Origin of the sequence: Acidovorax facilis (assembly GCF_050626955.1) — a bacterium.
Classification (GTDB): Bacteria; Pseudomonadota; Gammaproteobacteria; order Burkholderiales; family Burkholderiaceae_C; genus Acidovorax; species Acidovorax facilis.
This window is the reverse complement of record NZ_CP192460.1, coordinates 3,862,925-3,879,725: the sequence shown is the minus strand read 5'-3', so window position 1 is coordinate 3,879,725 and position 16,801 is coordinate 3,862,925. Positions and strand designations below refer to the sequence as shown.

General features: G+C 61.5%; 18 protein-coding genes. 17 read left to right on the top strand and 1 reads right to left on the bottom strand.

All coding sequences use genetic code 11. The features are described from left to right. Positions 1 to 189: 189 nt before the first annotated feature. Positions 190 to 795, bottom strand: a complete 606-nt coding sequence (locus tag ACQ4MJ_RS17730) for a phasin family protein (protein ID WP_121507617.1) — start codon at positions 793 to 795, stop codon at positions 190 to 192. Positions 796 to 1,022: 227 nt separating this feature from the next. On the opposite strand from ACQ4MJ_RS17730, the gene ACQ4MJ_RS17725 reads away from it, so the two are divergent. The 17 genes from ACQ4MJ_RS17725 to ACQ4MJ_RS17645 all read left to right on the top strand — a co-directional run bounded on the left by ACQ4MJ_RS17725 (position 1,023) and on the right by ACQ4MJ_RS17645 (position 16,772). After that, a complete protein-coding gene (locus ACQ4MJ_RS17725) occupies positions 1,023 to 3,008 on the top strand; it encodes an SDR family oxidoreductase (protein ID WP_431151799.1) in 1,986 nt (661 codons plus the stop codon). Positions 3,009 to 3,119: 111 nt separating this feature from the next. Beyond that, positions 3,120 to 4,214 (top strand): dTDP-glucose 4,6-dehydratase, encoded by a 1,095-nt coding sequence (gene rfbB / locus ACQ4MJ_RS17720; RefSeq protein WP_121422228.1) that lies wholly within the window; start codon positions 3,120 to 3,122, stop codon positions 4,212 to 4,214. Next, positions 4,211 to 5,101, top strand: coding sequence for a dTDP-4-dehydrorhamnose reductase (gene rfbD, locus ACQ4MJ_RS17715; RefSeq protein ID WP_431151800.1), 891 nt, complete (start codon positions 4,211 to 4,213; stop codon positions 5,099 to 5,101). The genes rfbB and rfbD overlap by 4 nt, the downstream gene beginning before the upstream one ends. Positions 5,102 to 5,111: 10 nt before the next feature. Continuing rightward, on the top strand, positions 5,112 to 5,996 hold the full coding sequence (gene rfbA / locus ACQ4MJ_RS17710; protein WP_055396830.1) for a glucose-1-phosphate thymidylyltransferase RfbA: 885 nt from the start codon (positions 5,112 to 5,114) through the stop codon (positions 5,994 to 5,996). Between the two features lie 6 nt (positions 5,997 to 6,002). After that, positions 6,003 to 6,548: a dTDP-4-dehydrorhamnose 3,5-epimerase gene (gene rfbC, locus ACQ4MJ_RS17705; RefSeq protein WP_431151801.1), complete on the top strand. Its 546-nt coding sequence runs from the start codon at positions 6,003 to 6,005 to the stop codon at positions 6,546 to 6,548. Next, positions 6,545 to 7,738, top strand: a complete 1,194-nt coding sequence (locus ACQ4MJ_RS17700; protein ID WP_431151802.1) for a DUF1972 domain-containing protein — start codon at positions 6,545 to 6,547, stop codon at positions 7,736 to 7,738. The genes rfbC and ACQ4MJ_RS17700 overlap by 4 nt, the downstream gene beginning before the upstream one ends. A gap of 68 nt (positions 7,739 to 7,806) precedes the next feature. Next, positions 7,807 to 8,745, top strand: a complete 939-nt coding sequence (locus ACQ4MJ_RS17695) for a glycosyltransferase family 2 protein (protein ID WP_431151803.1) — start codon at positions 7,807 to 7,809, stop codon at positions 8,743 to 8,745. 72 nt (positions 8,746 to 8,817) lie between these two features. Then, entirely contained in the window at positions 8,818 to 10,536 is a 1,719-nt protein-coding gene (locus ACQ4MJ_RS17690) for a GspE/PulE family protein (protein WP_431151804.1), read from the top strand. Continuing rightward, complete coding sequence (locus ACQ4MJ_RS17685; RefSeq protein WP_121422233.1) at positions 10,529 to 11,737, top strand: type II secretion system F family protein; 1,209 nt, start codon at positions 10,529 to 10,531, stop codon at positions 11,735 to 11,737. The genes ACQ4MJ_RS17690 and ACQ4MJ_RS17685 overlap by 8 nt, the downstream gene beginning before the upstream one ends. Positions 11,738 to 11,763: 26 nt before the next feature. Beyond that, positions 11,764 to 12,207, top strand: a complete 444-nt coding sequence (gene gspG / locus ACQ4MJ_RS17680) for a type II secretion system major pseudopilin GspG (RefSeq protein ID WP_055396821.1) — start codon at positions 11,764 to 11,766, stop codon at positions 12,205 to 12,207. Between the two features lie 50 nt (positions 12,208 to 12,257). Then, a complete protein-coding gene (locus ACQ4MJ_RS17675) occupies positions 12,258 to 12,752 on the top strand; it encodes a GspH/FimT family pseudopilin (protein ID WP_431151805.1) in 495 nt (164 codons plus the stop codon). Continuing rightward, the gene (locus tag ACQ4MJ_RS17670) at positions 12,749 to 13,201 is read left to right on the top strand and encodes a type IV pilus modification PilV family protein (protein WP_431151806.1); all 453 of its coding nucleotides are present in this window, start codon (positions 12,749 to 12,751) and stop codon (positions 13,199 to 13,201) included. The genes ACQ4MJ_RS17675 and ACQ4MJ_RS17670 overlap by 4 nt, the downstream gene beginning before the upstream one ends. Continuing rightward, the gene (locus ACQ4MJ_RS17665) at positions 13,198 to 13,809 is read left to right on the top strand and encodes a prepilin-type N-terminal cleavage/methylation domain-containing protein (RefSeq protein ID WP_431151807.1); all 612 of its coding nucleotides are present in this window, start codon (positions 13,198 to 13,200) and stop codon (positions 13,807 to 13,809) included. The genes ACQ4MJ_RS17670 and ACQ4MJ_RS17665 overlap by 4 nt, the downstream gene beginning before the upstream one ends. Beyond that, the gene (locus tag ACQ4MJ_RS17660) at positions 13,809 to 14,723 is read left to right on the top strand and encodes a general secretion pathway protein GspK (RefSeq protein WP_431151808.1); all 915 of its coding nucleotides are present in this window, start codon (positions 13,809 to 13,811) and stop codon (positions 14,721 to 14,723) included. The genes ACQ4MJ_RS17665 and ACQ4MJ_RS17660 overlap by 1 nt, the downstream gene beginning before the upstream one ends. After that, the gene (locus tag ACQ4MJ_RS17655) at positions 14,720 to 15,721 is read left to right on the top strand and encodes a PilN domain-containing protein (RefSeq protein WP_431173659.1); all 1,002 of its coding nucleotides are present in this window, start codon (positions 14,720 to 14,722) and stop codon (positions 15,719 to 15,721) included. Before ACQ4MJ_RS17660 ends, ACQ4MJ_RS17655 begins: the two co-directional genes overlap by 4 nt. Further along, positions 15,718 to 16,272 carry a type II secretion system protein GspM gene (gene gspM / locus ACQ4MJ_RS17650; protein WP_199727039.1) on the top strand — a complete coding sequence of 185 codons (555 nt, stop codon included), beginning with the start codon at positions 15,718 to 15,720 and terminating at the stop codon, positions 16,270 to 16,272. The genes ACQ4MJ_RS17655 and gspM overlap by 4 nt, the downstream gene beginning before the upstream one ends. Then, positions 16,269 to 16,772 carry a hypothetical protein gene (locus ACQ4MJ_RS17645; protein WP_233559458.1) on the top strand — a complete coding sequence of 168 codons (504 nt, stop codon included), beginning with the start codon at positions 16,269 to 16,271 and terminating at the stop codon, positions 16,770 to 16,772. The genes gspM and ACQ4MJ_RS17645 overlap by 4 nt, the downstream gene beginning before the upstream one ends. Positions 16,773 to 16,801: the final 29 nt, after the last annotated feature.

Sequence of the window (16,801 nt, the reverse complement as noted above, 5' to 3'; positions counted from 1 at the left end):
TTGTCTCTGATGGCTACTCTAACCCACGCGGTCATGCTGCAGTGCGACATGAACGTAGGGTGCGTATGCAGTACCTAGGCTGCTTGTAGCGCACTTCATGGGTTTCACCAAAAAAAGAAAAGCGGTCCAAACGCCTTGGCGCGTGGACCGCTTGGAGCGGGCTGGGTGCTTGCCGGTGGCAAGCCGTGATCAGCTGGCCGATGGCGTGCTGGTGGCTGCGTCGGCAGCGGCACGTGTCGCGGTCTTTTTGGCCGCAGCCTTCTTGGCGGGGGCCTTGGTAGCGGGCTTGGCGGCTGCCTTTGCAGGAGCCGCCTTCTTTGCCGCTGCCTTCTTGGCGGGAGCCTTGGCTGCGGGTTTGGCGGCTGCCTTGGCAGCAGCTTTGGCGGGTGCAGCCTTGCTGCCCTTGGCCAGGGCGTCCACACGGGCGCTCAGGGCTTCCAGGTCGCGGGCCGAGGGCACGCCCAGCTTGGCGAGGGCCTTGGCCACGCGGTCTTCAAAGATGTTTTCGAGCTTGTCCCACTGGCCCTGGGCCTTGGAGCCGATGTCGCTGGCCATGGTGGTCACGCGGCTGGTGGCTTCGGTGATCTTTTCTTCGGCCACGGCCTGGGTCTTGCGCTGGATGGTCAGGCCTTCCTTGACCAGGGCTTCAAACACCTTGCCGCCTTCTTCCTGTGCCTTGGAGAAGGCACCCAGGCCTGCCAGCCAGATCTGCTGGGCGGAGTCCTTGACGGTGCTGGACAGTTGGGCGTTGCTCTTCTTTTTGTCGGCGCTGAGTTTCTGCAGTTTCTTGACCATGGGGCCTCCGTTGTGCGGTTGGTTGGGTTTGCCGGGGCGGGTTGCCTTCGACGCATGGCCGCACTGTACGCCGCACGGCGCGACAGGTGTAGGCGCGCGCTCCTAAAAATGTAGAGCGTGCCATCTAGCGGGGGCGTTCGCTGGCCGCCTAGCATCGGCGCGGGTTTCTGCTGAATCGGTGCGCGCAGGCCTTGGGCAAGAATGAAGCTATCTCAGAGGAGTTATCCATGCAGTATTTCGTGACGGGGGCAACGGGGTTCATTGGCAAGCGGCTGGTCAAGAAGCTGCTGGAGCGAAAGGGGGCGGTGGTGCATTTCCTGATCCGCAAGGAAAGTGCGGACAAGGTGGCCGACCTGCGTAGCTTCTGGGGCGTAGGGCCCACGCGTGCGATTCCCGTGTTTGGCGACCTTACCGCCAAGAAGCTGGGCGTGGCGGCGGAAGACGTCAAGAAGCTCAAGGGCCAGATCGACCACTTCTACCACCTCGCTGCCGTCTACGACCTGGGTGCGGACGAGGAAACCCAGGTGGCCGTGAACATCGAGGGAACGCGCAACACGGTGGACCTGGCCAAGGCGATTGATGCCGGGCACTTCCACCATGTCTCCTCCATCGCGGCCGCAGGTCTGTACGAAGGCGTGTTCCGCGAAGACATGTTCGAGGAAGCCGAGGGCCTGGACCACCCGTACTTCCAGACCAAACACGAGAGCGAAAAGATCGTGCGCCAAGACTGCAAGGTGCCCTGGACGGTGTACCGCCCGGCCATGGTGGTGGGTGACAGCCAGACCGGCGAGATGGACAAGATCGACGGCCCCTACTACTTCTTCAAGCTCATCCAGCGCCTGCGCCAGCTGCTGCCGCCCTGGATGCCCACGGTGGGCCTGGAGGGCGGGCGCGTGAACATCGTGCCCGTGGACTTTGTGGTGAACGCGCTCAACGTCATCAGCCACCAGAAGGACATCGGCAAGAAGTGCTACCACCTGGTGGACCCGGTGGGCTACCGCGTGGGCGATGTGCTCGACATCTTCAGCCGCGCCGCCCATGCACCGCGCATGAACCTGTTCGTCAACGCTGCGCTGCTGGGCTTCATTCCCAAGAGCGTGAAGAAAAGCCTGATGGCGCTGGCGCCCGTGCGCCGGGTGCGCAACGCGGTGATGAAGGACCTGGGCCTGCCCGAGGACATGCTCACCTTCGTGAACTACCCCACGCGCTTTGATTGCCGCGAAACGTTGGCCGCGCTCAAGGGCTCCGGCGTCACATGCCCCAATCTCAAGGACTACGCCTGGCGGCTGTGGGACTACTGGGAGCGCAATTTGGACCCCGAGCTGTTCATCGATCGCACGCTCAAGGGCACGGTGGCGGGCAAGGTGGTGCTGATCACCGGTGGATCGTCCGGCATTGGGCTGGCGGCAGCGCACAAGTTTGCCGAGGCAGGCGCCACCACCATCATCTGCGGGCGTGACCAGGACAAGCTCGACGAGGCCTGTGCCGAAGCCAAGGCCAAGGGTTACCAGTTCATCGCCTATTCGACAGACATTGCCGACATGACCGACTGCGATCGTTTTGTGCAGTTGCTCATCGACAACCACGGCGGTGTGGACTTCCTCATCAACAACGCGGGCCGCTCCATCCGCCGCGCCATCGAGTCGAGCTACGACCGCTTCCACGACTACGAGCGCACCATGCAGCTCAACTATTTCGGCTGCCTGCGCGTGACCATGGGCTTTCTGCCCGGCATGGTGGCTAAGCGCAAGGGCCATGTGGTCAACATCAGCTCCATCGGCGTGCTGACCAATGCGCCCCGCTTTTCGGCCTATGTGGCCAGCAAGGCGGCACTGGACGCGTGGACGCGCTGTGCCTCCAGCGAGTTTGCCGACCAGGGCATCACCTTCACCACCATCAACATGCCCCTGGTGCGCACGCCCATGATTGCGCCCACCAAGATCTACAACAACGTGCCCACGCTGAGCCCCGAGGAGGCGGCGGACATGATCGCCCAGGCCTGCATCTTCAAGCCGGTGCGCATCGCCACGCGGCTGGGCATCACCGGCCAGCTGCTGCACGCGCTGGTGCCACGCGTGGCGCAGATCACCATGAACACGAGCTTTCGCATGTTCCCAGACTCCACCGCCGCCAAGGGCAGCAAGGACGCCAAGCCGCAGCTGTCGGCCGAGGCCGTGGCGCTGCAGCAGATGATGCGAGGCATCCACTTCTGATGACCCGCCGGCCCGGGCAGAAATACCCGCGTTGAACTCTGTTACCCGGGGGCCGGGCGGGGTGGGATAATCGTGGGTTCTGCCGAGCAGGCATTTCACACGGCCCTCCCTATGATTCTGGTTACTGGCGGCGCGGGTTTCATCGGCGCCAACTTCGTTCTTGACTGGCTTGCTGCCTCCAGCGAGCCCGTGGTCAACCTCGACAAGCTCACCTACGCGGGCAACCTGCACAACCTGGACAGCGTGCAGGGTGACGCGCGCCACATCTTTGTGCAGGGCGACATCGGCGACACCGCCCTGGTGGCCCGCCTGCTGGCCGAGCACAAGCCCCGCGCCGTGGTCAACTTCGCGGCTGAATCGCATGTGGATCGCTCCATCCATGGTCCCGAGGATTTCATCCAGACCAACATCGTGGGCTCGTTCCGCCTGCTGGAGGCCGTGCGTGCTTACTGGAGCGCGCTGCCCGAGGGCGAACGTGCCGCCTTCCGCTTCCTGCATGTGTCCACCGACGAGGTCTACGGATCGCTGGCCCCCACCGACCCGGCCTTCGCCGAGACGCGTGGCTTTGAGCCCAACAGCCCTTACAGCGCTAGCAAGGCCGCCAGCGACCACCTGGTGCGCGCTTGGCACCACACCTACGGCTTGCCGGTGCTCACCACCAACTGCAGCAACAACTACGGGCCCTACCACTTCCCCGAAAAGCTGATCCCGCTGATGATCGTCAACGCACTGGCCGGCAAGAACCTGCCCGTGTATGGCGATGGCATGCAGGTGCGCGACTGGCTCTACGTCAAGGACCACTGCAGCGCCATCCGCCGCGTGCTGGAGGCCGGCGCGCCCGGTGAGACCTACAACGTGGGTGGCTGGAACGAGAAGCCCAACATCGAGATCGTGAACATGGTCTGCAGCCTGCTCGACGAGCTGCGCCCCCGTGCTGATGGCCAAAGCTACCGCACCCAGATCACCTATGTGAAAGACCGTCCGGGCCACGACCGCCGCTACGCCATCGACGCCCGCAAGATCGAGCGCGAGCTGGGCTGGAAGCCCGCCGAGACCTTCGACACCGGCATCCGCAAGACCGTGCAGTGGTACCTGGACCATGCGGACTGGGTGGCCAGCGTGCAGACCGGCGCCTACCGCGACTGGGTGCAGACCCAGTATGCGCAGGAGGCCTCCGCTGCGGCTGTGACGGGCGCCACTGCATGAACATCCTGCTGTTTGGCAAGGGTGGCCAGGTCGGCTGGGAGCTGCAGCGCAGCCTGTCGGTGCTGGGCTCCGTCACGGCGTTGGACTTCGATAGCACCGAGCACTGCGGTGACTTTTCCAACCCCGCCGGCGTGGCTGATACGGTGCGCGCCCTGCGCCCCGATGTCATCGTCAATGCCGCCGCCCACACGGCCGTGGACAAAGCTGAGAGCGAAGCCGAGTTTGCCCGCACCCTCAATGCCACAACGCCCGGAGCCCTTGCACAGGAGGCCGCGAAGCTGGGTGCTTGGCTCGTGCACTACAGCACGGACTATGTTTTCGATGGCAGCGGCAGCCGCCCCTGGGTGGAGACCGATACACCCGCCCCGCTGAGCGTTTACGGCCGCACCAAACTCGAAGGCGAGCAGCTCATTGCAGAGGCGGGCGCCAAACACCTGATCCTGCGCACCAGCTGGGTCTACGCAGCACGCGGCGGCAACTTCGCCAAGACCATGCTGCGGCTGGCGCAAGAGCGTGAGCGGCTGACGGTGATTGATGACCAATGGGGTGCGCCCACCGGTGCCGACCTGCTGGCCGATGTGACCGCCCACGCGCTGCGCCACCTGCAGCAGCGCCCGCAGGATGCAGGCCTGTACCACTGCGTGGCTGCGGGTGAGACCAACTGGAATCAGTATGCAAAATACGTGCTGGCGCAAGCCCAGAAAGCGCAGATAGCTACAAAAATAGTAGCAAAAGAGGTCGCGCCTGTGCCCACAAGCGCATTTCCCACACCGGCCGTGCGCCCCCATAACTCGCGCCTGGGTACCCACAAGCTGCAGTCCACCTTCGGTTTGCAGATGCCCCATTGGCAACAGGGCGTGGCGCGCATGCTCACGGAAATTCTCTGAACGGACCCCAATGACGCAACGCAAAGGCATCATCCTCGCAGGAGGCTCCGGCACACGGCTGCACCCGGCCACGCTGGCCATCAGCAAACAACTGCTGCCCGTTTACGACAAGCCCATGATCTATTACCCGCTCAGCACGCTGATGCTGGCGGGCATCCGGGACATCCTGGTTATCAGTACCCCGCAGGACACGCCGCGTTTTGCCCAGCTGCTGGGGGATGGAAGCCAATGGGGCTTGAACCTGCAATACGCGGTGCAGCCCAGCCCGGACGGCCTGGCGCAGGCGTTTGTGATCGGGGAGTCTTTTCTGGATGGGGCTCCGAGCGCCCTGGTGCTGGGAGACAACATCTTCTACGGGCACGATTTCCATGAACTGCTGGGCAACGCCCAACAGCGCTCTGCGGGTGCCAGCGTGTTTGCCTACCATGTGCACGACCCGGAGCGCTACGGTGTGGCCGAGTTCGATGCCCAGGGCAAAGTGTTGTCGTTGGAGGAAAAACCTGCTCAGCCCAAGAGCAGCTATGCCGTCACAGGCCTCTACTTCTACGACAACCAGGTTGCGCAGATGGCCCGGAGCTTGAAGCCATCGCCACGCGGCGAACTGGAAATCACCGACCTGAACCGGCTGTACCTGGAGCAGGGGCAGCTCAATGTCGAGATCATGGGCCGCGGCTATGCCTGGCTGGATACTGGCACCCATGAAAGCCTGCTGGAGGCCAGCCAGTTCATTGCGACGCTGGAGCATCGCCAGGGCCTCAAGATTGCCTGCCCCGAGGAAATTGCCTGGCGCGCCGGCTGGATCGACAGTGCCCAGTTGCAGCGCCTGGCACAACCTCTTGCCAAGAACGGCTACGGCCAGTACCTCCAGCGTTTGCTGAACGACAAAGTCTATTGATCCCCCATGCACTCCATCCGGCAATCCATCCCAGACGTTGTCCTCCTTGAGCCCAAGGTGTTCGGCGATAGCCGTGGTTTTTTCTACGAGAGCTTCAACCAGCAGGCCTTCCGGGAGGCCACGGGTGTCCAGTGCGATTTTGTGCAGGACAACCACAGCCGCAGCAGCCAGGGTGTGTTGCGGGGCCTGCACTACCAGTTGCCCCCCAGGGCGCAGGGCAAGCTCGTGCGCGTGGTGCGTGGCGCTGTGTTTGATGTGGCGGTGGATATTCGCAAGGGGTCACCCACCTTTGGCCAGTGGGTGGGGGCCCTGTTGACCGAAGACAACCACCGGCAGCTTTGGGTGCCGCCGGGGCTTGCTCACGGTTTTCTGGTGTTGTCCGAATCGGCTGACTTCCTTTACAAGACCACCGACTACTACAGCCCGGAGCATGAGCGCTGCATTCGCTGGGACGATCCACAGCTTGCCATCGCCTGGCCAGCGGTGGAGGCCGCCATTCAGCTTTCGGCGAAGGATCAGGCGGGGCGCTGGTTCGCTGAGGCAGACCTTTGACGACGGCGCAGGGGCGTGCAACGGGCGGATCTCTGGACCGCCCTGCCAAGCTGCGGATCGCTCTGTTGGGAGCCAGGGGCATCCCCGCGAGCTATGGGGGGTTCGAAACCTTTGCCGAACAACTCTCGATACGCCTGGTGGAGCGTGGCCACGAGGTCACTGTGTATGCAGAGACCAGCGAGTCGTCCGTCGAAGACACCTTCTACCAAGGTGTTCGCGTGCGCCACAAACGTCGGCCCCGGTGGGGAGCTGCATCGGTCCTGGCCTACGACTGTGCCTGCCTGTGGGACGCCCGGCGGGGGTACGACCTGGTCTACATGCTGGGGTATGGCGCTGCCTGGGCCTGCTGGTGGCCCCGGGTTTTTGGGGTTCCGGTCTGGATCAACGTGGACGGACTGGAGTGGGCCCGCAGCAAATGGGGGAGGGTTGCACGCATCTACCTGCGCTGTATGGAGTGGGTGGCCAGCCGGGTGGCCACGCGCCTCATCGCCGATGCCGAGGCCATTGCACAGCGGTTCCGCGAGACTTATCCCAAGGGGGCTCCGTCGAGCTTCATAGCCTACGGCGCCGAACTGGTGCAGGACCGGGACGTGGACCCTTCCGTGCTTTCTGCCTGGGGGCTGAAGCCCCGCCGCTACATGCTGGTCGTGGCGCGCCCGGAGCCGGAAAACCATATCCTTGAAATCGTTCAAGGCTATGAGATGCACGGCGGTGACTGGCCGTTGGTCATCGTAGGGGATGTGTCAGGTGCCACGGCCTACCAGCAACTGCTGAGGCAACATGCCAGCGACCGCGTGCGTTTCGTGGGGGGCATCTACGACACCGGGCAGCTTGCAAGCTTGCGTGTACATGCGGCCTGTTACCTGCACGGGCACTCGGTGGGGGGGACGAACCCTTCGCTGCTCGAGGCACTGGCCTGCGGAAACTGGGTCATTGCGCATGACAACCCGTTCAACCGCGAAGTGGCACGCGATGCGGCCGACTACTTTGCAACCCCCGAGCAACTCGCTCGCAGCCTGGACCTAGTGGTTGGCCAGTCGGACGCCATGCTGCCGCAGCGAAGCCAGCGCGCCCGCGATATCGTGGCGGAGCACTACACCTGGGAGGGCATCGCAGATGCCTACGAGGCGCTGATGTATTCAGAATGCCGGCCCCACCGCGCTGCAACAACCAGCACGGGGACCGTGTGACTGAGCCGACTCTTCGATTGGCCTCACGCGGAGGGGCGGGCGGGGCTGCCCCGTCGCAGTCACCGCTGGTGGATGTGCTGCTGGCTACGTACAACGGGGCGAAGTATCTCCGTGCCCAGCTCGATTCGCTGTTGGCCCAGACCCACCAGAATTTCCGCCTCCTCGTCAGCGATGACGGGTCTTCGGATGACACGCTTGCAGTCCTGGAGAGCTACCGGGTGCGCTTTGGAGAGCGTTTGGTACTTGTACCCAATCCCCACCATGGGCAAGGGCTGGTCCGAAACTTTGAGAATCTCATGGTGGCCAGCCTGCATGATGGTGTGGCGGCTTGGGTTGCCTTCTCGGACCAGGACGATGTCTGGCTCCCTCCGAAAATCGAGCTGTGTCTCCAAGAAATGGTGCGAATGGAGCAAGAGGGTGGTGCGGAATTGCCTTGTCTGGTGCACTCCGACCTGACGGTGGTGGATGAGCACTTGGGCGTGATTTCGGAGTCCTTCGCCACATACCAACGTATGGACCCTCTGCAGTGCTCGCCACTTTCGCTGCTCAGCGTGAACCAGGTGACGGGGTGCACGATGATGGTGAACCGCACCCTGTTGCGAATGGCCTTGCCCCTCCCGCAGGACACCATCATGCACGACTGGTGGTGTGGCCTGGTGAGTGGAAGCGGCCATAGGCGTTTTGTGCCAACCCCGCTGATCCTGTATCGCCAGCATGGCGCCAACCAGGTAGGCGCCAAGGATCGTAGCCTGAAGACGCGTTTGCTCCGGCTGTTGACGAATGGCCAGGGGATCGTCCGGCGTGTCCGGGTGCTGGGTGGGGCTACCTATCTGCAGGCGCAGGCGCTGCAGCTGCGATTGCGCGCCTTGGGGCTGGATGAAGGCTACGTGTCAGAATACCTTGCGTGGAGGGATGGGCCTCTGAGGGCGAGAATTTTTGGGTATCGCGAATATTATGTGGGCCCCGAATTGGATCGATTAAGCCGCTGTTTGCTGTGGTTCAAGTGATTCACTCCGTCCGAGTGAGACAAGTCGGGCCCGGGTATTGGGTGGTTGGAAGAATGTTCAAAGGCGTTGGTAATGAAGCTCTCGGCTGAAATTGGTGAAGTGGAAAGCGTCGATATCGCTGCGCCCAGGCTCGGTGAGATGCTCCTTGCGGACCAGAAATTGTCGCGCAATGACCTGGAGAGGGCGCTAGAGGTCCAGCGTTCCATGGGCGGTCGTCTGGGGCGCCTGCTGATCAGTCTGGGGCTGGTGTCTGAGGTGGATGTCTACTCCGCACTGTCCCGGCAGGCCGGATTGCCTTTGGTGCGCCAGGACGCTTTCCCGAAGGAAAAGCCGGAAACTTCGCGGCTGAACACCAGCTTTTTGCTGGCCAACAACCTGCTTCCTTTGGGAAATGCAGAGGACGCTGAGTCCACGCCGGATTTCGCGTCGGTAGATCCGAAGAGCGCGGCATTGCGCGATGCATTGCGCCTGGTCTTTGGGGATGTGCCCAGGGTCGTTTTTGGCCTGGAGTCTGAAATATCCAGTCAGCTCAATGCCTGGTACGTCCAGGAGTCGGAGCCGGAAGGAGAAGCCGTTGCGGACCAGTTTGAGGCTTCGGAATTCATCGAGCACCTGAGGGACATGGCCTCGGAGGCCCCCATCATCCAGCGCGTGAGCCATATCCTCTCCCAGGCCGTGGCTGCCCAGGCCTCCGACATTCACATCGAAACCTACGAAGAAAAATCGGTGGTCCGGATACGGGTGGACGGCGAGCTGTACCCCATTGACGAGATTGATAACAAGGATGCCCCCGCTGTGGTGTCCCGCATCAAGATCCTTTCGCAGCTGGACATTGCGGAACGCCGGATGCCGCAGGACGGGCGCACCAAGCTGCGCGTGCATGGCAAGGAAATGGACTCTCGCGTGTCCACCATTCCCACCATGTTTGGCGAATCGGTCGTCATGCGCTTGCTGGAAAAGAACTTCGACCTGCTCTCGTTGGAGAGCCTGCACTTCACGCCACCCACTTTGAAAACCATGCGTCAGCTGCTCAGCGTGCCACATGGGATCTTTCTGGTGACAGGTCCCACAGGCTCCGGGAAGTCCACCACGCTGTATGCCTCCATGCAGGAACTGGAGGGCGAGAACCTCAAGATTCTGACGGTGGAAGATCCGGTGGAGTACCGGCTGCAATGGCTCAACCAGGTGCAGGTCCAGCCCCAGATCGGGCTGACCTTTGCGAAGGTGTTGCGATCCTTTCTCCGCCAGGATCCTGATGTGATCATGATCGGGGAAATGCGCGATGGCGAAACCGCAGAAATTGCGGTCCAGGCGGCATTGACGGGCCACTTGGTCATGTCCACCCTGCACACCAATAGCGCGCTGGGGGCCATCGTGCGGCTGATCAACATGGGGGTCGAGCCCTATTTGATCACGGCGTCCGTCATTGGCGTGCTGGCGCAGCGCCTGGTGCGCAAGCTGTGTGAGGAATGCAAAGCGCCGTTGCTGCCGGACCAGGCGCAGGCTGCCGCAGCCTCCCTGGGCATGGCCATGGAGGAGGGCCAGGTCATCTATCGGTCCGTCGGTTGTTCTGCATGCCGGGGGACCGGCTACCGAGGGCGGTTGGCCGTTCATGAGTTGCTGGTAATGTCAGAAGACGTAAAAAAGGTGGTGCTCGAAAGAGGCTCTTCGTTGGGGGGCGGAGATGGCGCCTATGCCGGGGGGAACTTGTTGCAGGATGGCGCCACCAAGGTCTTCAAAGGTCTGACGACTGCGGAAGAAGTCCTGCGCGTTGCGCGTCAAAATGATTGAATTTCAATACGATGGAATCACGTCCGATGGCAAGGCCTGCCAGGGGACGATCCGCGCGCTGAACGTGGAGACCGCGCGACTGCGACTCATTGGGCAGGGCGTGACGCCGGTTCGTATTGCAGACGAGTCGGCAGCAGTTGCCCAAGATGAGCCGCAAAGCCGGGGGGGCAAGCTCAAACGTGGCGAGATCCTTTTGTTCAGCCGCGAGATGGCCCACCTCAAGCAGGCCAACATGCCGCTGGACAAGGCGCTGGTCATGCTCAAGGAGACGGCCAACACGGAGCGGCTGAAAGCGTTCATTGCCAAGGTCGAGGAAGGGGTGCGTGGCGGTAAGTCTCTGTACCAGTCGCTGCTGCCGTTTGAACGGGATCTTGGGCGCCAATATCTGGTTCTGATTCGGGCGGGGGAAACTTCTGGTTCGCTGCATGTGGTTTTGAAAGAACTCACGGTGCAACTGGAGGCAGAGGACAAGCTTCGCAACTACGTCATTTCCTCCATGACGTACCCCGTCATCTTGCTGATTGTTGCGGTGCTGTCCGTCGTGATGCTCCTGGCATTTGTGGTTCCCCAGTTTCGGGAAATTTTTGATTCCATGGGCGACAAACTGCCTTACTCCACGCGGTTGGTGGTCGATCTCAGTGATCTGATCCGCTCGCACTGGATGGCAATCCTGTTAGGCTTGACGGTGGTCTTGTTCCTAGGCTCCCGCTGGGGCGCGACGCCTGCGGGGCGGTTGCGCGTTGACAGTGTGCTGTTGGACCTCCCCCTGTTCGGCAAGGTGTTGCGGAATCTGCAGTTTGCTATTTATTTCCGCACCTTCGGCATCTTGCTGCAGCGCGGTGTACCCATGGTGGATGCGTTGCGCATTGCTGTGGACACACTGACCAATACCGCATTGCGCAAGGATATTGAACCTCTGGTGGGTATTGTAAAAACAGGCAAACGACTTTCCACAGGGTTTGTCTCTCCTTACTTCGGGAAGTCCAGCACCCCGCAGCTTATTCGGGTTGCTGAGGAAACAGGGCAGCTTGATATTACTCTGCTGGGTTTGGCAGATCGTTACGAGGATGAAGGTCGGCGTACCATGGGGCGTGTTTTGGCAGCCATGGAGCCCTTGATTATTATTGTTTTGGGGGCCTTGGTTGCCTTCATTATTATTGCGATTCTGGGTGGCGTTTTGTCGATCAACGACACAATTTGATTCTGGATTATTTGAGAGATTTTGAAATGAATGTAGTGAATTTTGAACACAAAGCAATGGCGCGAGCGCAGCGTTCCTCGGGCTTCACGTTGATTGAATTGCTGGTGGTTCTGGTGATTCTGACGTTGCTTGCCGGGCTGGTGGGCCCGAAGGTGCTTGATCAACTCGGTGGTGCCAAGTCCAAGACGGCCCGCATTCAGATCTCGGAAATTGAGCAGAGCCTGGACCTTTTCAAGCTGGACGTCGGCCGTTATCCCAATGATGCTGAAGGGCTGCGTGCCCTGGCAGAGCGGCCTGCAACGGCCCAGGGATGGAATGGCCCCTACCTGAAGAAGGGCCTGCCTTCTGATCCTTGGGGTGCCGCCTATTTGTACAAAAACCCGGGACGCAATGGCGGGCCCGACGTGTTCTCTCTGGGGTCCGACGCCAAGCCGGGCGGTGACGGTGAGAACGCGGACGTTTTTAACTGACGCTCTGTTGCGCTTTCCACTCCCCAGTGCCGTCTGGTGACTTGTCTCGCATGAGCCGCCCTTTGTTGGCGCCAGACCTCCGCATCCGTGGCTTCACGTTGTTGGAGATGCTGGTCGTGCTGGTGCTGGCTGCCATTACTGTCTCCGTAGTGGGGGCGGGCGGGCAGGCGTACATGGAGCGGTCACGCTACAACCAGACGGTACGGGATGTTTCCAGCCAATTGAACAAAGCGCGTGCGCTCAGCGTCCAGGAAGGCCGTTCGGTGACCGTGACCTACCAGCCAGACATTCGCAGGCTGGTGGTTGACGGACGCCTGGCTCTGGAGGTGCCTGCATCACTGGTGGTCCAGTGGGAAGCGATTGAGCGCAATTCGCGGACTGGCAAAACTGCAACTGCCGTGGGAGAACCTATTTTTGTGTTCAATTCCGACGGCGGCGCACGTGGCGGGCGGCTTGCAGTGCTAAGAGGTGGGCAGGGCGTCAGCTTTCGCGTGAACTGGCTCCTTGGGACGGTGGAGCAATCCATGGTCGTGGCCCAGTCATGACCGTGACGTGCTGTCTGTTGCCCCTGATTGATCCTATTTTCAAGTCATTCAGGCGAGCGCATCGGAATCAACGGGGGTTCAGTTTGCTGGAGGCCTTGGTAGCCATGGCAATTGCTTCCATTGCGCTGGCAAGTCTTTACCGCAGCGTGGGGCAAGGCTCCAAAAATGTGGTGGACGTGGAGGCTCGGGTGGAGGCCTCTCTCGTGGCCAGGTCGGCAGTGGCTGCTGGAACCTTTGCAGAGGATTTGATGCGACAGGAATCCGGGCGGGCGGGCGATTGGAATTGGCGGATTCAGGTGGCGCCCGAACCGGTCCAAATGATGGACGAGAGTGGTCGCCCCGTAGCCGGGCCACCTGTGCGTGCGGCAAGGGTGACCGTAGAGGTCAGTAAAGATGGGGTGACGGCTGTCACATGGACCACATGGAAGCCCTACAGGTCTGCACCATGACCCACTCTTTTCGGAAAACATCCCGTGGTTTTACCTTGTTGGAGTTGCTGGTCGCATTGGCCGTGACGTCCGCAGTGGTCGCTCTGATGTTTGCGGGGGTGGGAGTCATCGGGCGTTCGGAAGAGCGCAACCAGCGCGTCATTGAGCGCTCTGAACGCATGTTGGTGGTCAGCCAATGGCTTGGGCGCAAGTTTGACACCCTGCGCTTGTTGAGTCGGCGCGACGAAAACATCTTTGTGAATTTCTTTAGCGGAAATGCTGCGGGTGCGATCTGGGTGGCGCCATTGCCGGAGCGGGGGGATGCTGGGGGGCTCTATGTATTTCGCATGAGCCCCCTGCGCCATGCCGATGGGCGCGTCGATCTGTCGGTAGAAGCCGTTCCTTATGACGGAGCACTGATGGCGCTGGACTGGGGCAAGGCTTTGCGCGAAACACTTCTGTCGGATGTGCGAACGCTTCAGTGGCATTACCAGGACGGACTGACGGGGCAGTGGACTCAGCAATGGGACTCTGCCAAAGCGCAGTACCCGGCACGTATCCGGGTGGAAATTGCCGATGCGCGCGGAGCCTGGCCTCCTCTGGTGTTCCCTCTCGCGAGGGCAAGGTGATGAAGCGGTCGAAACACGGCAGCCGGGGCGCAGCGCTGATTCTGGTGCTGTGGCTGGTTGCGTCCTTGTCATTGGTGGTGATGGCGAGTTCACGGGGGATTCGCCAGCAAACGCAGCGCGCAGCGCTGGATTTGGAACGCTTACGCGCTGAGTCCGTGCTGGACGCCGCGATCCAACTGACAGCGCAGCGAATGATGACCGAAAAGACCGCAGACAGTTGGTACCGCATTCAACGTTTGCCAATGGGGTCGAATGACATCTGGGTGGAGGTCACGCCTTCTGGAGGTCTGGTAGACGTTAATGTCGCCAGCGAAGCTCTGCTGCAGGCGCTATTTCAAAGAGCTGGAGGGCTCTCCTCGGGGGAGGCTGCCATCTTGACTTCACGCGTGCGGGACTTCATCGACCCTGACGACACGCCAGGTGGTGTGGGCGGGGCTGAGGCTGCCCAATACCGCGCTGCTGGCTGGCCCTCCCTGCCTCGAAATGGCGCGCTGGATGACCTTTCGGAACTGAGATCAGTCCTGGGAATGACATCTGAGCTCTATGAGATAATCGCGCCCCACTTGGGTATCAATGGGCAGCAACGCATCGAAATCGATTCAGCCCCCCCCGCCCTGATCGACGTCCTCACGGGACAGCCAGGTTTGGGGGCGCGCATTCACAACTCCCCACCGGAAACGCGGGCTGGCGTGCTTTTGACAGGAGCTGCAGCCGAATTTTTCTCGCCTGCCCGCGCTGGAGGCGGTCTGACAGTGCGCCTCAATGCTTTTGTGCGGGCTGAAGGTGATCGCTGGTGGCAGCGTGAGGCATGGATCGATCTCAGCGAGCGTCCCGGTGGTCTGACGCCCTGGACAACGCTCTCTTTGGAGCCGACACGCCGCTTAAACAAGCCGGAACAGGAATTCAAGCCATGACAGGTTGGGGGCAGCTATCTCTTCGTGCGCAAAAAACACTGGACCGAATGGCATGGGGTTTCGGTGATCTCAAGCGCGTTCTCATGGAGCATGGCGCCTGGCCTGCAGTCGCGAGTGCAGCCATTGCGTCCGACGGAGAGCGTTGGACCATCACTGGAACCCGTGCCCGCAAGCGCGCCAACAACCGAAAGGCTTCCAGCCTGCTGGTACCGGAGTCCGGCTGTCTTTGGGGCACCGTGCAGTTTCCGGATATGCCGCGGCGCTCGTTGGCAGGCGGCGTCGAAGAAGCCCTGTGGCGGATCTCTCCCATGCCGCCGGAACAGATTGTGGCGGCATGGTGGGCAGAACCTCAAGCCCAAGGCGGTTGGATGGTGGAGTGGGGCATGTGCCGACGCAACACTCTGGCCGAGCAAATGGCGCAGCACGGGTTTGCCGAAAATGCGCCTGTGTATCTGATGCGCCAGGGGCGCGCGCTTCCCGTCCGTACTGCGGCGTGGCAAAAGCAGTACAACCGCCAGCGTTGGATGGATTGGTTGGGGGTGGGGCTGGTGCTTGTCCTGCTCGCAGCATTGTCATTGCCGGCACTCATGCCGCTGGTCTTGAAGCGCCAGGCCGTGGTCCGCGCTGTGGAGCACGTCAACATGCTGGAGCCCAAGGCGGCTCCCTTGCGCCAGAAGATGGATGAACTGCGTCGCCAAGCAGAGCTGGCGGAAGAGCTTCGCAAGAACATCAGTACGGACCTGCCTCTCGCCAGTGTCGTGGATGCGCTTTCCGCCGCTATTCCTACCGACACCTGGCTCGATCGCATCGAAGTCAACGGTAGCGAAATCCGGATCACGGGCTTGACGGCTAACGCTACCGAACTTATTGGGCATCTAGGGCGCCAGCCTGGCCTGGTGGATGTGCGCGCCACCGGGGCAAATGTGCGCGACGGCACGCTGAATAAAGAGCGCTTCACGTTTGAAATGCGCTGGCGGGGCGAGGGAGCAAAACCATGAAAATGAATGTATGGCGCCGTCATTCGGTGGTTTTGCTGCTGGTGCTGTTTGTTGGCGCCTTGGCTTGTGCCGCTCTGATTTACAGCACTCTCTGGGCGCGTTACAACAACGCCCTGCAACAACTGGAGCCCCGCAGCGAACGCCTGGAAGGGGTGGTGAACGCCGGCGCTGAAATCGAAACCCTGCTCAGCGCAGCAAGCAGTACAGTGGCCCCGCTGGTGCACCCTGCTGGCGAAACTTCTCAAAACGATATCCAGCAGAAGCTTCGCCAGATGATCATGGCTTCTGGCGGCACGCTGGTTTCGTCCCAGGTCGCACTGGAACCTGGGGTGGATGGCAAGCTGGCGCGCATACGCTTGACGGCAACCGTGAATGGTGAATGGGTCAAGTTGGTGAGTTTTATGGAAAGTCTTCAGACGCACCGCCCTCCTTTCTGGGTGCGCACTGCCAACATCACGCGTGAGGGGGCAAGTTCTGGCGCGGGTCCGCAAAATGCACGCCTGTCTTTGCAGCTGGAGGCCCCCTTGGCACCAGAAAAGGCCAAGCCATGATCAAACCCTGGTACGTCGGCCCCGTCCTGGGTGCCGTAGCTTTGGCTGCGAGCGCTTACTGGTGGCATACCGAAAAAGAGCGCTGGAACCCGCCGCAAGCGCGCCGGCCCGATCTTCCAAAGGTTGAGCCCATGCCCCCGGTGATCAAGGTCCGGGCAAAGCAGGCAGTGGAGCGCCCTTTGTTGTGGGCATCGCGGCGCCCGGTGGCGGTGGAAGAAAAAAAGACCAGTCTGGTCACGGAGTTGCTGCAGGCGCGCCTCACTGCAGTATTTGAGTCTGGCAAGGAGCGTGTGGCCATCTTGCAGCGCCCCGATGGCAGCACCCTCAAGATCACCGGGGAAACAAAACCCTGGCGAGTTGAATCCTTTGATGGCCGCAAGGCTCTCTTTGTGTCAGCTGATGACCAACGTGTAGAGCGCCCGCTGGAAGCGGGAAGTGCGGCGGCCGTGAAAGCCGGACCGATCGGTGACCGCCTGCGCAGGCCTGCAACAAATCAATAAGCCCTAGCGGCGTACCCCAATATTGGAGC

Bases quoted from the DNA above. Each gene is read 5' to 3' on its own strand.
- ACQ4MJ_RS17730 (WP_121507617.1), bottom strand. From the start codon at position 795: ATGGTCAAGAAACTGCAGAAACTCAGCGCCGACAAAAAGAAGAGCAAC.
- ACQ4MJ_RS17725 (WP_431151799.1), top strand. From the start codon at position 1,023: ATGCAGTATTTCGTGACGGGGGCAACGGGGTTCATTGGCAAGCGGCTG.
- rfbB (WP_121422228.1), top strand. From the start codon at position 3,120: ATGATTCTGGTTACTGGCGGCGCGGGTTTCATCGGCGCCAACTTCGTT.
- rfbD (WP_431151800.1), top strand. From the start codon at position 4,211: ATGAACATCCTGCTGTTTGGCAAGGGTGGCCAGGTCGGCTGGGAGCTG.
- rfbA (WP_055396830.1), top strand. From the start codon at position 5,112: ATGACGCAACGCAAAGGCATCATCCTCGCAGGAGGCTCCGGCACACGG.
- rfbC (WP_431151801.1), top strand. From the start codon at position 6,003: ATGCACTCCATCCGGCAATCCATCCCAGACGTTGTCCTCCTTGAGCCC.
- ACQ4MJ_RS17690 (WP_431151804.1), top strand. From the start codon at position 8,818: ATGAAGCTCTCGGCTGAAATTGGTGAAGTGGAAAGCGTCGATATCGCT.
- ACQ4MJ_RS17685 (WP_121422233.1), top strand. From the start codon at position 10,529: ATGATTGAATTTCAATACGATGGAATCACGTCCGATGGCAAGGCCTGC.
- gspG (WP_055396821.1), top strand. From the start codon at position 11,764: ATGAATGTAGTGAATTTTGAACACAAAGCAATGGCGCGAGCGCAGCGT.
- ACQ4MJ_RS17675 (WP_431151805.1), top strand. From the start codon at position 12,258: ATGAGCCGCCCTTTGTTGGCGCCAGACCTCCGCATCCGTGGCTTCACG.
- ACQ4MJ_RS17670 (WP_431151806.1), top strand. From the start codon at position 12,749: ATGACCGTGACGTGCTGTCTGTTGCCCCTGATTGATCCTATTTTCAAG.
- ACQ4MJ_RS17665 (WP_431151807.1), top strand. From the start codon at position 13,198: ATGACCCACTCTTTTCGGAAAACATCCCGTGGTTTTACCTTGTTGGAG.
- ACQ4MJ_RS17660 (WP_431151808.1), top strand. From the start codon at position 13,809: ATGAAGCGGTCGAAACACGGCAGCCGGGGCGCAGCGCTGATTCTGGTG.
- ACQ4MJ_RS17655 (WP_431173659.1), top strand. From the start codon at position 14,720: ATGACAGGTTGGGGGCAGCTATCTCTTCGTGCGCAAAAAACACTGGAC.
- gspM (WP_199727039.1), top strand. From the start codon at position 15,718: ATGAAAATGAATGTATGGCGCCGTCATTCGGTGGTTTTGCTGCTGGTG.
- ACQ4MJ_RS17645 (WP_233559458.1), top strand. From the start codon at position 16,269: ATGATCAAACCCTGGTACGTCGGCCCCGTCCTGGGTGCCGTAGCTTTG.